Origin of the sequence: Flintibacter porci (assembly GCF_041925195.1) — a bacterium.
GTDB lineage: Bacteria > Bacillota > Clostridia > Oscillospirales > Oscillospiraceae > Lawsonibacter > Lawsonibacter porci.
Map to the genome: position 1 here is coordinate 13,673 of NZ_JBHEVB010000018.1, position 13,419 is coordinate 27,091.

The 13,419-nt window shown below is 51.4% G+C and carries 19 protein-coding genes; all 19 read left to right on the forward strand.

Annotation, left to right across the window (positions count from 1 at the left end; genetic code table 11):
• Positions 1-119: 119 nt before the first annotated feature.
• Complete coding sequence (locus tag ACEVJL_RS14645) at positions 120-725, forward strand: hypothetical protein (protein WP_209346716.1); 606 nt, start codon at positions 120-122, stop codon at positions 723-725.
• A 269-nt stretch (positions 726-994) separates the two neighbouring features.
• Positions 995-1,402, forward strand: a complete 408-nt coding sequence (locus tag ACEVJL_RS14650) for a single-stranded DNA-binding protein (protein WP_209346715.1) — start codon at positions 995-997, stop codon at positions 1,400-1,402.
• 112 nt (positions 1,403-1,514) lie between these two features.
• On the forward strand, positions 1,515-2,330 hold the full coding sequence (locus ACEVJL_RS14655; protein ID WP_209346714.1) for a hypothetical protein: 816 nt from the start codon (positions 1,515-1,517) through the stop codon (positions 2,328-2,330).
• A 32-nt stretch (positions 2,331-2,362) separates the two neighbouring features.
• The gene (locus ACEVJL_RS14660; protein WP_130868809.1) at positions 2,363-3,436 is read left to right on the forward strand and encodes a DUF932 domain-containing protein; all 1,074 of its coding nucleotides are present in this window, start codon (positions 2,363-2,365) and stop codon (positions 3,434-3,436) included.
• Positions 3,437-3,474: 38 nt separating this feature from the next.
• Entirely contained in the window at positions 3,475-4,320 is an 846-nt protein-coding gene (locus tag ACEVJL_RS14665; protein WP_209346712.1) for a hypothetical protein, read from the forward strand.
• Between the two features lie 101 nt (positions 4,321-4,421).
• Positions 4,422-4,961 carry an ECF-type sigma factor gene (locus tag ACEVJL_RS14670; RefSeq protein ID WP_209346711.1) on the forward strand — a complete coding sequence of 180 codons (540 nt, stop codon included), beginning with the start codon at positions 4,422-4,424 and terminating at the stop codon, positions 4,959-4,961.
• A 53-nt stretch (positions 4,962-5,014) separates the two neighbouring features.
• Complete coding sequence (locus tag ACEVJL_RS14675) at positions 5,015-5,260, forward strand: hypothetical protein (protein WP_209346710.1); 246 nt, start codon at positions 5,015-5,017, stop codon at positions 5,258-5,260.
• A gap of 87 nt (positions 5,261-5,347) precedes the next feature.
• Positions 5,348-6,034: a YkgJ family cysteine cluster protein gene (locus tag ACEVJL_RS14680; RefSeq protein ID WP_087259520.1), complete on the forward strand. Its 687-nt coding sequence runs from the start codon at positions 5,348-5,350 to the stop codon at positions 6,032-6,034.
• Positions 6,035-6,044: 10 nt separating this feature from the next.
• The gene (locus tag ACEVJL_RS14685) at positions 6,045-6,233 is read left to right on the forward strand and encodes a hypothetical protein (protein ID WP_130868811.1); all 189 of its coding nucleotides are present in this window, start codon (positions 6,045-6,047) and stop codon (positions 6,231-6,233) included.
• Positions 6,230-6,673, forward strand: coding sequence for a DUF7659 family protein (locus ACEVJL_RS14690; protein ID WP_186906134.1), 444 nt, complete (start codon positions 6,230-6,232; stop codon positions 6,671-6,673). Before ACEVJL_RS14685 ends, ACEVJL_RS14690 begins: the two co-directional genes overlap by 4 nt.
• A gap of 110 nt (positions 6,674-6,783) precedes the next feature.
• Positions 6,784-7,389 carry a DUF6809 family protein gene (locus ACEVJL_RS14695; protein WP_245185344.1) on the forward strand — a complete coding sequence of 202 codons (606 nt, stop codon included), beginning with the start codon at positions 6,784-6,786 and terminating at the stop codon, positions 7,387-7,389.
• Between the two features lie 30 nt (positions 7,390-7,419).
• Complete coding sequence (locus ACEVJL_RS14700) at positions 7,420-7,728, forward strand: hypothetical protein (RefSeq protein ID WP_209346708.1); 309 nt, start codon at positions 7,420-7,422, stop codon at positions 7,726-7,728.
• Positions 7,725-8,387, forward strand: coding sequence for a hypothetical protein (locus ACEVJL_RS14705; protein WP_130868815.1), 663 nt, complete (start codon positions 7,725-7,727; stop codon positions 8,385-8,387). The genes ACEVJL_RS14700 and ACEVJL_RS14705 overlap by 4 nt, the downstream gene beginning before the upstream one ends.
• 454 nt (positions 8,388-8,841) lie before the next feature.
• Positions 8,842-9,459, forward strand: coding sequence for a hypothetical protein (locus ACEVJL_RS14710; RefSeq protein ID WP_245185343.1), 618 nt, complete (start codon positions 8,842-8,844; stop codon positions 9,457-9,459).
• Between the two features lie 18 nt (positions 9,460-9,477).
• Positions 9,478-10,035, forward strand: coding sequence for a decarboxylase (locus ACEVJL_RS14715; RefSeq protein WP_245185342.1), 558 nt, complete (start codon positions 9,478-9,480; stop codon positions 10,033-10,035).
• A complete protein-coding gene (locus ACEVJL_RS14720; protein WP_007712869.1) occupies positions 10,032-10,550 on the forward strand; it encodes a hypothetical protein in 519 nt (172 codons plus the stop codon). The genes ACEVJL_RS14715 and ACEVJL_RS14720 overlap by 4 nt, the downstream gene beginning before the upstream one ends.
• A gap of 171 nt (positions 10,551-10,721) precedes the next feature.
• Positions 10,722-11,780, forward strand: a complete 1,059-nt coding sequence (locus tag ACEVJL_RS14725; RefSeq protein WP_374738256.1) for a DUF4313 domain-containing protein — start codon at positions 10,722-10,724, stop codon at positions 11,778-11,780.
• Between the two features lie 81 nt (positions 11,781-11,861).
• A complete protein-coding gene (locus ACEVJL_RS14730) occupies positions 11,862-12,698 on the forward strand; it encodes a DUF4313 domain-containing protein (protein ID WP_374738257.1) in 837 nt (278 codons plus the stop codon).
• Positions 12,699-12,700: 2 nt separating this feature from the next.
• Positions 12,701-13,399 (forward strand): hypothetical protein, encoded by a 699-nt coding sequence (locus tag ACEVJL_RS14735; RefSeq protein WP_374738258.1) that lies wholly within the window; start codon positions 12,701-12,703, stop codon positions 13,397-13,399.
• Positions 13,400-13,419: the final 20 nt, after the last annotated feature.

The following is a 13,419-nucleotide window of genomic DNA, read 5'->3' on the forward strand; positions in this document are numbered from 1 at the left end:
CGTCCAAACCGTTATGGTGCCGCAGTTTTTGCTTGCCTTTTCAAATTTAATCTGCATTGCAGAAAAGTGAAAATACTTCCCTATTTAATAAGCGGAACATCAAAAAGGAGGTTTCGCCAATGTATAAGCCACACACCATTGAGCAATACAAAATCCAGCAATTCCTGGATGCCAATTTTGCCATGGAACATTTTCTGGTATCTCCGCTTTCCCGAACTTCTCTTCTTCTGGAAGATAAGACCGGCGAACAGATTGCTTTTGGATTTTTTGATAATAAAGTACAAGAAATCCCGATCCCGCCGCCGGCAAAACCGGAAGATGTGCAGGCCTTTCTCCAAACTTTCCGTGCGCTTAATCCAAAGCCGAAGCTGCATTCCTTTGAAGATGTCACACGCTGGTGGTTAAGTCATTCGAATCCTTTGACCTACCAGCAGGCCCTGTGCCTGTCGGACGAACTCTATCGCCGCTTTCTTTCCCGCCCAATGCTCCAGGAAGAAGATTGCTGCCGACTGGCCGCCTCCGGCCTTGTAACCGAGGAAGAATACCAGGACATTCAGCTCTGGTTCTTTGACGAGGGCAAAAACTACTGCTGGCTGGGTCCCCTTGGAGTGGATGGTACCGGAAACATCTACGGTCTGACAATTCACTATGGCAAAACTTATGCCAGAAGATTGAAGTTTTACCTGCTGGATGACTACTATCGTTACATGAACCATATGTTGTAAGTCGCCGCGCGAAAATATCTATATATAGAATTATATCACTTGACAGACACAAGATATAGTGTTACACTTACCTTGTAATTGATTTTTGTGCGCTTCCCGTATGGGATACAGACCGATGTTCTGTACCGCAGGCCAAAAGCCCGCATTGCACACGCTGTTAAGTTTGTATGCAAGTGTCAGTGGTATCTCCGCGCCCATTTTGTGGCCGGATTGCTGCTGGCACTTTTTATATATAGATAGTAACGCCAAAGGCGAAGAAAGGAAGTGTTATGGCACAGATCCATGTATTTGGCCGAGTCATGCATGATCTTGTTCCCAAAGAAGGCCAGACAAAACAACCGTATGTCTGCTTTGACCTTATGGAGCGAAACGGCGGTAACCAGCCGGACTTTTATCAGGTATGGGCCCGTGGCGACGCTGTTGCCAGGCTCATGAAGCTCAAGGTTAGAAAGGGCAGCATGATCTGGCTCACCGGATCGCAAAAACTGGTGGATGTCCGCCAAAAGGACGGAAGCACGGTCAAGAAGCTGAAAGTATGGCTGACTGACTTTGGCTACCTTCCCGGACAAACCTCCAGAGCAAAGCCGGAAAGTGATCAGAATGGCTCCGACCAAGCGGAGACTGTTCCTGCACCCGCAGAGGTGATGGACGGTAACCGCGAACCCCTGCCGGGATAAGTACCGGCACCTCAGAGGGACCGTATCAAGTTTTCAGAATGGACTGAAAAACTTGGTGCGGTCCCTCTTTTTTTGTTTTCAGGCAAAATCTAAAGGAAGGACGGCAACAAAAATGAGTAACGACAAAGGACTTTTGAGCGGCAGCATCACCATTCTGATCGGTGCTGTTATCGCCATCATGGCTCTGGTGCGCGGACCATGGCAGGCTTGGCTGCTGATTGGGGTATTCACCCTCTGGGGGCTTTGGGTCGTACTGATCCTCCTGCTCCCCTATATGCAGCAGGCCAAACGCCGCCGGCAGCGCCAGCAGCGGGAACGGCAGCTTCATGCCGAGGGCGTTGGCCGGAGCACATTTCAGGTCCCGGAACTGGAAGAACCGATTTCAGATGATCTGCTGCTCCGCTACGCAAATCACCGCATCCTGACCTACCTGCGCTCCTCGTATGCAAACGCCTGCTTTGAGTGGTGCGAACCTAAGCCGACCGAGCTGATCCGCACCAATGGTACCGGACGCATCCGCCTTTACAACGTGGATGATTTTGACCATGCGGACATCACCTTCGGCAAGGACGCAGCTATCCGCTGTGACCTGCTCCGGATCGTACCTCTGTCCAAGACTGAAGCAGGGGCTGACGACCCGGCCAATATTCCGCCCAACAAGCAGCCCATTGATCCGCGCATCTGGTATGAAAACAGCGGACGCACGGTTTTGGAGGCACTGGTGGCAGATCTGAACTCCCGTGGTCACAGTAAGCTCACTCTGCGTGAAAACGGTGACATCTGCATTCAGCAGGGTGAGGAGTTGGTGCCGCAGGAACACCTCTCCAACTTTCCGGCGAAGGTCTACTGGCCCCGTCTGGTGGAAGTATTTGAGAGCAATGGTCTTTCTGCCGAAACAACGGCGCAGGGCATTCAGGTCTCCTGGTAAGCACCATCATACAAAGAAGGGAGTGAAACACAATGAAATCCGGGATAAGCCTTGTTGAGATGGCAAAGGAGATCCAGCGTCAGGCCGAACTGAAGGCCGATTATGTGATGGATACCCGAAGCCTCCGTCTGGAGCCTTTTGGCTCGGACTTATATCTCAATGCCTATACCCCGTCTGGCGAGATGGCTGTGGAGCCGCTGGAGATCAATGCCATCGCCCACAGGCAGATCGGCACCCATCTGAAGATCCCGGCGGCCTACTACGACAAGATGCTGACACAGCATCCCCAGCTGCTTTCGGAAAATGTGAACGCCTGGTTCGAGCGTGAACCCGCTGTGCGCTTAGTCCGCACTATTGGCGGCACCGCCCGGGCATTCCTTAGTAACCGCTATCGGCGTATCGACAATCTGGATATTGCCGGCATCGTTCTTCCTGTCCTGCAGGATATGGAAGGAATGCACTTTGAAAGCTGCCAGCTCACCGAAAGCCGTATGTATATCAAGGTGGTGAACACCCGGCTGCAAGCAGAGGTCTCTCCCGGCGATATCGTCCAGTCAGGCATCATCATCAGCAACAGCGAGGTGGGCCTTGGCTCGGTGAATATCCAGCCGCTGGTCTACCGTCTGGTGTGCAGCAATGGCATGGTGGTCAACGATGCCCAGACGCGCCGCAATCATGTTGGCCGCGTCAACGAGGCCACGGAGAACTATCAGCTGTACTCCGATAAGACGCTGGAAGCCGACGATAAGGCGTTTGCCATGAAGATTCAGGATACGGTACGGGCCGTGGTGGATGAGGTGCGTTTCACTCAGGTGGTCAACCTGATGAAAGATGCCAAAGACGCCCGGATGAATACCGCGGATGTTCCTGGTGTCGTCAAGCTGGTCAGCAGAGACTTTCATATCACGGAAGAAGAAAGCTCCGGTGTGCTGCAGCGGCTGATTGAAGGAAACGATCTGACGCTGTATGGCTTGTCCAACGCAGTGACCCGCCACAGCCAGGATGTCGAGGACTATGACAGAGCCACCGCTCTGGAGGGCATCGGCTACAACATTCTTTCCATGCCGGCAAGGCAGTGGAGCCGTATCAATCAGATGGCCGCCTGAGTGGCTGCCAACCAGTCAATTCTAAGGAGGAACGAACTATGTACGAACAGAACACTTCCATGATGAACATTCCCGAGCAGAACGCTTTCCTGCTTCCCGCCATGGTAGATGGCGACTTCAGCAGCGAGGAGATCGCGGAGGATGCCGACGGTCTGCAGATGATGAGTTTCCAGCGGGTGAAGATTCCCGCCGGCGGCCAGCTGCAGTTCGAGATCCCCACCGAGGACCCGGACAATCCGGACTATGCCCGGACGCTGGAGGGCGTGATTCTCTATAATCACGCCGCCTGCACCCTCTGGCCGGAAGGCAGTGAGTATGACGAGGACACCAAGCCTCTCTGCTCCTCTGTGGACGGCAAGACGGGAATTGGTGAACCTGGCGGCGCCTGCGCCACTTGCCCGATGAACGAGTATGGCTCGGCCCGAGACGGCGGACGGGGCAAGGCGTGCAAGAATATGCGGGACATCTACCTGCTGCGCAGCGGCGAGTATATGCCTCTGCTGATCTCGCTCCCGCCCACCAGCATCAAGCCGTTCAAAGAGTTCCTGAACAGAGCCTTTGTCTACCGGCGGCGTGCCACCTACGGCAGCCTGGTGCAGATCTCGCTGAAGAAGGAAAACAACGGCAGCAACGACTACAGCGTTGCCACCTTCCGTCTCGTGCGCGACTTCCAGGGCGAGGAGTTGAGTCAGATCCGTGCCTATGCCAATGGCTTCAAGGAGCAAATCAAACTCATCAACATCCAGCGGGCCCTGATCAACGAAGAGCAGCGCACCAACGACTGCGAGTATGAGATCCCCGCATCCGCCACCGAAGCCGCAAATCCTGATGGGAGCTATGCGGTCGGGGCGATCAACGGCGACTACGAAAAGCTGCCGGCATAATGGATTTTCTGCGGGCATAACCGCATGACATGTCATCAAGGGATACCTCTGGCTCACGCCGGGGGTATCCCTTTTTTTGTTTTAGACTGGAGGAAATATATATGTTGTGTGAAGTACCGTTAACAAAGGAACAGCAAGAGTTTGCCGCCGAACATCACGGCCTGGTTTATAAATTTCTGAATGATAACCGTTTGGCTGAAGATGAATTCTATGATGTAATCATTTTTGGCTATCTTAAAGCAGTGCAGGACTTTTTTTTGAGAGAACAGCTGCAGGATTACTCTTTTGCTACGATTGCCTGGAAATACATGTCTCGTAGCTTATCAAATCACTTTAAGGGACAATTTCGTCAAAAACGCAACGCCGAAATTGTCAGTATTCATGTGGGGCCCCATCCCGACAGTCTTTCGCCGGAAGAAATGATGCCGACACAGGATAATCTAATGTTGGATCTTGAAATGCGCCTGTTGCTTCATGATTTGGCGGGCCGTGTTTCTCAGCAACAGATGAAGATTATTCGTATGAAAAGCAGTGGTTATGGCATCCGGGAGATCGCCAGTCGTGAAAAAATCCCCATGAAGCGTATTAAAGAGGTTTTGGAAGAGGTTCGTCTGGTGGTTTTGGAGATGTGCTACGAATAAGGCAAACGCGCCACCAGATCAAGTAAAATTCGACTGAATGGAGGTTGAACACTATGACGAAATCGAAGAAATCCATCGTGATGCACGGAACGCTTTTATGCCCGCTGGTTCTGGGTAACTGCGCTTTTCTGCGTGCCAACGGCACCACCTACCGCACCTCGGCCGTCGTGGCGATCCACGAGCAGTCGGCGGATATGATCCATTTTGAGACGCTCAATTCTGACTACTACCTCTCTATGGACCCTTTCCCGATGGCGGCCGTCTTCCCGGCTTATACGGCCCTGGCCGCGTGCGCGTAGAATTCAACAAGTAAGGGGCCACGCCCCATAAGTCCCGGCCGTGGCAGGCGTCTTTGTCTGCCGCGGCCTTTTTTATGGAGGAATACGATGGAAGAGCAATCCAAAACCCTTGCCGTGTCGGTACGAGCAAAGGAGTTCGTTTCATATCACTGCAGTTGCTGCGGTCATTGCTGCCGTCATATTGAAAATTGCGTCATGGTTGAGAGCCTGGATGCCTACCGGATGGCTAAGCACCTGCGTAACCAGCATTGCGGTATCAGCAGCACGGACGATGTGCTGCTCCGATACTGCGAACCCATGCCGCTTACCGATGAAGGTTATCCCATTTATGTACTCAAAACGGTCGGCGCAGATGCCACTTGTATTTTTCTGCGCGAAAACCAGTGCAGCATCTATGCTGCCCGCCCTCGAACCTGCCGCCTTTACCCGTTCTCGGTGGGGCCTGGTGAGCGTGGACGGGATTTTGAATACTGCCTGTGCTTTGATGATAATCAGCAGCATCACTTCAACGGCGGAAAGGTATTGGTAAAAGACTGGCTGTACCACAACTTTCCCAAAGAGGACAAGGAATTTTTGAAGCAACAATATCTGGTCATCCCAGAGATTGGCCGGCTGATGCACCGTATGCCGGAAGAAATGCGCCAAGCAGCTGTATTCAAGATATTGTTCTATCACTACTATCATTTTGAGCTGGATCAGCCATTCCTGCCTCAGTACGAGCAGAACAACCGCAGCTTGCTGAACGAGCTTCGCAAATTGGCTCCTTCAGAGTGAGGTGGCACCCGTGATTTATGTGCTGGAGCATCTCTCTTCACAGAACGGCAACGGTCAACCATGCCATCAATGGATGCAATATGCCGTCTGCGGCAAGCATGAAATTTTGCAAAAGATCTGCCGAAACCAGCGTCACCCGGAAGAATGGCGTGTGACACCACTGGCCGTAAGCACAGCAGAGGAAAGGAGCGTTGCATGAGTACCAATCAATATCAGGAGATGCGTAACCGCCAACAGGCGGAAATCAACGCATTCCCTATGTTCTTTGCGTTCAACAAACAACAGTTTGCCGAAGGGATGCGCACACTGGGCCTCTCTCTTTCGGACACCTGCCAGATGTGCAGTATTTTCGGTGGCGGCTACTGCCGCAAAAGCGATGCTGCCAAGCTGGATGAAATGCTCGCCCGACATCGCAAAGAACTGGAAGATGCCATTTCCTCGGATAAAACGGGGAAAGGCTTTATATTTGATATGTTCCTCCAGGAATTGGAGAATCACGAGTATAGTTACACCGGCGATGTGCAGGAAGCATTGGATGCTTTGGGTATTACACCCCAGTATATGGAGGCTATGCCGCAGTTGATGACAGGCCTCTCTCTGGCCTGCAATAAGGCTATGCAGCACGACTGTTTTGGCTGATTTTCAGTATCTATTATGGATGGTCTATGACCTTATCAGAGGTCTCAATCAGTAACCACCGCATCTTTTGTACCGTCGGTGGTTCTTTCATTGACAGGAGGTGCCAACCTTTGAATTTCCACGAAACGATATACGGTCACCGCTTTTTTGAGGCCCAGCTGCCCAATCTTATCAAGGCGATGGAACGAATTGCTGACGGACTTGCACATCTTGAGGCAGGTTCGCCGCAGAGTGCAGCTCCTACATCCAGTTTTCTGCACGACCTCTACTACGGTGACTATGAGCCGAGCGTGTTCAAAACGCAGAGCAGTGAGCAGGAAAAAATGGACAAGTCGGTTTCCGCTGCCGAAGCAGCCCTGCGAAACATCCTGCAGAAATCCCCGTCAGCCATAAAAGCGTTCGAGGCCTATCAGATCGCTGTTGGTGAGCAACACGGCGCCGTTACTGAACAAGCGTTTGAATCCGGTTTTCAGACTGCCTTTCAGATGCTATTGGCTGGTCTTCCGCTGCCTGAAGGCACGCATGATGACGAGTTTCCTCTCACTCTGCAGGAACTCAGAAAAATGAACGGCCAACGAGTGTTCTGTCTCGAAACAAATGAGGAAGTCCAGGTCGTGGCCTACAAAAAGGGATTTATCCGAGTAACCAATGACAAAGAGAACCTCCCTATCCATGGCTTGACTTTATATCGTCGTCGGCCAAGCTGGTGTGAATAGAACCAATGCCTCAATCAAGGAGAATACGGCATGAATATTTGCGAAGATAAAATCAAAGTGTTTCTTGAGCGGCTTTTACCCCTTCAGAAATCGGAACAACAGATTCTCTGCCCAAGGTGCGGCCACAATGAGTTATATACCGGCAATTACTTTTTTCTGAACCCGCTGAGCCGATACGCTCATGTTTATATCTGTGAAAAGTGCTGGATGGATGAAGCGTTGCGGGAAATAGACCGCCAACCAATTCCTCTCAGGATATGGAGTGCGGCACTTCCCCTGGTTTTAAGCGGAGAGTTACCGTCATCTATGAATCCAACAGCTGAGGAACCACATCCATGAAGTATGAGAACTATAGACTGCCCGGTGGGAAAACCCTCTCTGAAGCTACATTCGAGGATATCCGCTGGCAATATGGAGTGTTCCGCTGTAACAGCACCGGTGCTGGCCGAGATAAAAAATATACTCCTTGGCGGGCTGTCAAAACCAAATTAGGTGAGATCGAAGAATGTGACTGGTGCAAGCTGGTGGAGGCTGTCATCGAGCGGGAAAATGAGGTTCCGCTGCTGAATGCGCTTATCCAATGGTGCAATGAGCACAACTATGTCTCAGCATCTGTGTCTGAAATGCGGAAGGAGGCGCTCCAGCTTCATGCTTCCCGGATCTTCGACAATCCTCAATGGATCGGTTTTATCCCCTTTAACGCAAAATATCGGCCAGAAATACTGAACACTGCCGACATCGTTTTTGTTCGCATGGCGTGCTGCCCCGAAGCCGGCACAGTCACCCAAGAACAAATTGACCGCGCTTGCAGCGGCCAGATTTCTTGCCCACACTGTGGGCGTTGGAACAGCTTCACGATTTTGGAGCGAGGATCTGTCCCTGGTACTTATCCTTTCGATTCAGAGCACACCAGCGTGGAGCACATGGAGCATATGACAAAGAAGGAGGCTGATACAAATGATGCAGATTCCCCTTGGGAAGAAGATGACGAACTTTAAGTGTAAACCGCCTGAGAATCGGCTGAACCTACCCGGCAGGGGTTCCGTCAAGCAGTCCTCTAAAATGCAGGCGTACCGCGCCTATGGTGCCGCCCATTTTTATGTTCAGGAACGGTGCCGCCACTTCCGGCGTGGATAGCCAAAATCAATCCAGGGGCAAGGATATACCCCCTACCCTCTAAAGAAGGAGGTATGACCTACGATCTACCAAAATGAAAACGAAGAACTCTGGCACGAAGGCATCTGCTTCAAAATCGGTGCACGGGTCTTTGCCAACGATCAGAGCGAATACGAAGGACTCTTTGGAACCATCTTCGAGATCCGCACCGGAACCGACAAAGAAACTGAAAACGACACGCCGGATATTTACTGCAGGTTTGACCTGCCTGTTCTCTCCGCTGACCGCAAAGCTCTGGAACGGACTTTTTCTGAACTCTACCATGAGCCAAAGAGTGTGGAGGATCTGGGACTTGATTTTGTTATCATGTCACCGGAAATGTTGATTCCTTTGCCGGCTCCGAAACAGGATTATCCCCAAGCGACACTTTATATTGTGGCTTCCCACTGGGCCAGCGACGGAGAATATGGCTCTTATGAGATCCCATTCACCAGTCTGATCGATGCCCAGAGGCAGTTCCATGATGATCTCCGGGAGGAACAGGACGGCGGCAGCATTGATAGTTGGCGCCAAAAGAGTCAGTTTGTGGAGGAAGAGACGCAAAATAGCTATGAATGCTATCTGGACGGTGAGTATTGTGAAAACCACTTTTCCATTGAGCTGAAAAGTTTTTCGTTGCCGATGGCCCCCTGCTTTATGGAAAATGTGGCTGGTCTCTGGCAGGCGCAAAATATGCGCGAGGACTTTAGAGAGCAAGTTGAAGACTGGGAGGAATTTCAGGAGCTTACTGTATCCCAGCGTGAAAGATTGCTGGCCTCTCCGGATTTTCCCCGGCGCCTTCTTGCACAGTTAAGAAGCAGTTCTGCTTATCAGGAGGCCTATTGGGAAGCGGTGTCTGAAGTAGCGGCGGCGCTTTTGACGGAAATCAGCCGACAGCCTGATACTGATAAATGAATGGAGGGATATGTTTTTATGGACGAAATGGAAAAGGCTCTTCGTGAAGAATTGGAAAAGCATCTGGACACACTCCGCCGCAATCTGGAGGTCGTGCCTATGGATGTGCTGAAAACCAAGTATAAGAAACCCTATCAGGAGTTGAAGGAAAGCATCTGCAAAGCCGCTACGGCGTACACCCGCCATGTGTCTCTCGGGGGTATTCGCATCAAACAAAAGTATGGAGATGAGGCAACGAGCTATGCCAACGAAGCGGAAAAAGACTCCCAATGTCTGAAGCGGATTTCCGAGGCTGCTTTTGAGCGGCAGGACATGAATGAGATCGCTGCTTTGGCGAAACAGCTGAGAGAGGAAATTCTTCAGGTCCTCCATGTTTTTTACCTGCAGCATATGTGCATTTATGTGTCCAAAGAATGCATGAGCGACCATCATCTGGCGCCGGAGGTCTATAACGACGCTACCGCACAGGTTTGGCGAAACGGAGAATGGCAGACTATGGAGGATACTTCCTGCGGTGCGTTGCTTCCCGTTGAGGTCATCTATGAGGTTCCTGGCCCTGTCGAGGCAGCCGCATGACAAAAAAGCAGAAATATCTGAACAGCGAGGCCCATGGCTATCTGTTGGAATCGGACGCCTGTGCTCTTCTGATCAAAGAATTGGAGCGAGTTTGTACCAAGTTTCAGCGCCGCATAGATAAGGAAAATGCCGCACGGCAGGCTGATTTCGATGCCGCTATGGAGTACCACAGTGAAAATGAGATCCAGGATGCTTACGGCTGGGAGTTGATCACCGAAGCACAGTACCATGCGTATATGGACCTGTTCCACCGCGGCCGGCAGGCTCTTGAGGAACACGCCCCCACCGTATCTGAGCTGGCATTGTCCATCGCAAGGCGGGTCATCTATGATTTGGAGTCCGATCAGCGTGAGTTTGCCTTCTCTGCTCTCACACCAGAACAGCAGACTGCCGAACTGCTGCGCGCAGAGAAAGCTCGCAAAGAGTGGAAAGAACATATTGCCCGGTTGAAAGAGCAGCAGGGGCAAATCGTCAAATGGGAAGACAAAGACGGCACATCAATGTTGACTCTTTGACTATGAGAAAAAGACCCTTCTGGTTCATTCAGAGTAAGTGTCAAAAGCCCGGCAGATTGTTTTCTTGCAATCTGCTGGGCACTTTTATGGAGGGACAGTTTTATGATCATATACCATGATACATCTTATGTGAAACCATCCAACGCAAAGTGGATCGCCAAAGGATATGCAATGGAGGACATCTATTCTCTGCGCCTGCAGTTCTTATATACGGAAGCGCAGCAGGAAGAAAACAGAATGGCTCATGCGGCCGGAATCAGGGATACCGTTCAGCTCCGGCAGGCCGCCGAACACAGAAACGCGGTTATGGCTCCGATCATGGCTGCCATTGCTCATAATTTCATTTGCTACGGCTACACAGAAGAGGAGCCGGCCCCCTACCTCAGCGATGGTTGGGAAGTCTATTTCTGGTGCAACGATTTCAGCAATACTGCACACGGCTGTGGACTCTCTGGCAGAGATTATTCTTATTTTACGCTGACCTTCAATGAACGGCAGACAGTTTCTCAGCGCAGGGTGCTTTGTGAGCGGCTGCTGGAATTTCTGGATACGGAATTTAAAAGCCATCCGAACCTGCATGTGGCGGTACAGTATTCCACCTGGTATGACACCCCAAAAATTGAAAGAGACGCCCGAAAGATGCAGTATCTTCTGGATGGGCGGCGCCATATCTACGGTGGGAAGGAGGGGCGATTTTTCCTTGAAAGCGGCGAATTGCTCTTCCGCCCCAAATATGCAAAACGAACTGTCTATCGGGTAGACCGGGCAGACATTCTCACAATCTGCTGGGAATTGGGACTAATGCCTGATAGCTGCAACGAAGACAGCCATCCCGCATCTGTGGAAACCAACCACGCCACCGCTCTTCTCCCCTATGAGAAGTACGGCTCTACCCACCAGATCCAGCTCACAGTTACCTCTTATGTAGGCGGCAATCTTGCAATTCAAATGGTGGCCTGGGAGGACGGCTATCCCGAGCCGTGGGCATCTCTGACTGTCAATTTGGACGGCAAGCGTCAGAAAGACTGTGCATTCATTGACACCAACGGGGACCCCGACTTTCCTGTTTGGATCATCCGCAACGGGCTGGCAGTCCCTACTGGCATCCTACAGCGCAGCGGGTTCTGCGAGTACCCGGAATACCGTTTCCGAGCAGATCGGCTGCAAGAGCTTGATCCGGATGGGTACGCCTCTTACCTTGCTTCACAGCAAAGCGGGAAAAGCGCATAAACAACAATGACGACGAGGCTGCTCTCCCCTATCCTGCACTCTGGAGTCAGTCTTACAACACAACGACCGGTGGGTTGCTTTTTGCAGCCCACCGGTTTTGCTTGGAGGAAAGCAATGCAGCCAATACCATTCAAAATGAAAGGAACAGACTATGCCATAACCATTAAAGTTGCCACCTACCCGGAAGGCAACCTCGCTATCAAACTTTATCAAGAGAATTTCGGGCAGTTGATATTCTGGGACACTCTCACCACAAATCTGGGTGGTCTGCGGCCGAAGGACTGTGGTTTTGTCAACACAAAGACCACTGGCAAACGGTTTTATGCATGGATTAAGCGCAACGGACTAGGAGAACCAACAGGCCAAATTCGCTCTGAAAATGGAGTGGATAATGTGGAATATCTCTTTAATAGCAAGAAGCTTAAAAAGCTTGACCCTGACGGCTATACCTACTATTCCAGGCGATTGAAAGGAGAGCTTGGCCGCCAATATGAACGCTTGTATTTGGCACTTCGCCGGCTCGCAAATCATGTTCCTCACTTCCACTACACGGATTACAGCGGATGGCGAAAACTCCAAGGCTCTGATGATACGCTCCCATTATGGATTGAAGCCGAAGATCCGGCTCACTGCTTGCGGTATATTTTTGAGCAGCGCGGAATTATGCTGCGGACCACAATCATTAACTGCGAGACCCAAACTGTGCAACGCTATATTCACCGCCGCAAAGAAGATATGGCCACCAACCTGCTTTCGTTTTATCAAGGGGAACTTCCTGTATACCCGCCTTGGTCAGAAGATCGGCGGCGCCAGAGTGACACAAGACACGAAAATCCCCTTATCCAGACTTTCAAAGAAACCGCAGAAATCCGCCAGCAGGCAGGAAAGAAAAAGAAATCTCAAAAAAGGAGGACTTGACAATGAAACTGCTGCTCTACCCCAAGGGGCTGTTAGAAGCAGCCTGGCGTAAAGACAAAAAACTTTATGCGGACGGTGACGCCGCAGATCCGCCCAGATGTCTGCGGTGTGGCGCCCCGTTGGCTCCCCATTTGATGGTAAACGCCCTTAGCCGCTATGTGGATGTCCAGATCTGTGAGGCCTGCGGGATGGACGAAGCTCTCCGAGATGCAGCGCATATTCCCTTGCCTCTTGAAGAATGGGACGCGATTAAGCAGGGGCGGCTGTTGAGGCCCAAAAAAAGTCGTGACTGCTATCTGAAGACCACCTGCGGCTTCGATCAAGTGTTCCAGCACACCTATACTCCCCCCATGCAGGCCACCAAGCGACCTGTCAGCGAGGCGGCTTACTCCCGCTCCGATTATGACGGGTGCCGGTGGTGGACAACCTGGCATGACGAGCGTGAGAAAAAACCGGCTCCGGAGCTGGTAAAAGAAATCGACGAGTTCCAGAGTGCCCTGTTCAAACTGCCGGCCTTCAAAACGCTGGATACTATGCGGCGGTTCTGCCGCTATGCACAGCCTACCAACGATGCAACGGAATTCAACCTGTATTCTGAGACCGATCATCTGTATATCTGGATTCGTTTGATCACCCGGTTTCGGGATTACAATGTCTATGTTCACTATTACGATAAGGCTGCTGTTGAAGTCAAGCAATGAGGCTGAGCCCCTATGGATCA

Excerpts from the sequence above, each read along its gene's own strand:
- ACEVJL_RS14675 (WP_209346710.1), top strand. The coding sequence starts at position 5,015 with ATGACGAAATCGAAGAAATCCATCGTGATGCACGGAACGCTTTTATGC.
- ACEVJL_RS14690 (WP_186906134.1), top strand. The coding sequence starts at position 6,230 with ATGAGTACCAATCAATATCAGGAGATGCGTAACCGCCAACAGGCGGAA.
- ACEVJL_RS14680 (WP_087259520.1), top strand. The coding sequence starts at position 5,348 with ATGGAAGAGCAATCCAAAACCCTTGCCGTGTCGGTACGAGCAAAGGAG.
- ACEVJL_RS14670 (WP_209346711.1), top strand. The coding sequence starts at position 4,422 with ATGTTGTGTGAAGTACCGTTAACAAAGGAACAGCAAGAGTTTGCCGCC.
- ACEVJL_RS14655 (WP_209346714.1), top strand. The coding sequence starts at position 1,515 with ATGAGTAACGACAAAGGACTTTTGAGCGGCAGCATCACCATTCTGATC.
- ACEVJL_RS14645 (WP_209346716.1), top strand. The coding sequence starts at position 120 with ATGTATAAGCCACACACCATTGAGCAATACAAAATCCAGCAATTCCTG.
- ACEVJL_RS14725 (WP_374738256.1), top strand. The coding sequence starts at position 10,722 with ATGGAGGACATCTATTCTCTGCGCCTGCAGTTCTTATATACGGAAGCG.
- ACEVJL_RS14735 (WP_374738258.1), top strand. The coding sequence starts at position 12,701 with ATGAAACTGCTGCTCTACCCCAAGGGGCTGTTAGAAGCAGCCTGGCGT.
- ACEVJL_RS14650 (WP_209346715.1), top strand. The coding sequence starts at position 995 with ATGGCACAGATCCATGTATTTGGCCGAGTCATGCATGATCTTGTTCCC.
- ACEVJL_RS14720 (WP_007712869.1), top strand. The coding sequence starts at position 10,032 with ATGACAAAAAAGCAGAAATATCTGAACAGCGAGGCCCATGGCTATCTG.
- ACEVJL_RS14700 (WP_209346708.1), top strand. The coding sequence starts at position 7,420 with ATGAATATTTGCGAAGATAAAATCAAAGTGTTTCTTGAGCGGCTTTTA.
- ACEVJL_RS14660 (WP_130868809.1), top strand. The coding sequence starts at position 2,363 with ATGAAATCCGGGATAAGCCTTGTTGAGATGGCAAAGGAGATCCAGCGT.
- ACEVJL_RS14705 (WP_130868815.1), top strand. The coding sequence starts at position 7,725 with ATGAAGTATGAGAACTATAGACTGCCCGGTGGGAAAACCCTCTCTGAA.
- ACEVJL_RS14715 (WP_245185342.1), top strand. The coding sequence starts at position 9,478 with ATGGACGAAATGGAAAAGGCTCTTCGTGAAGAATTGGAAAAGCATCTG.
- ACEVJL_RS14665 (WP_209346712.1), top strand. The coding sequence starts at position 3,475 with ATGTACGAACAGAACACTTCCATGATGAACATTCCCGAGCAGAACGCT.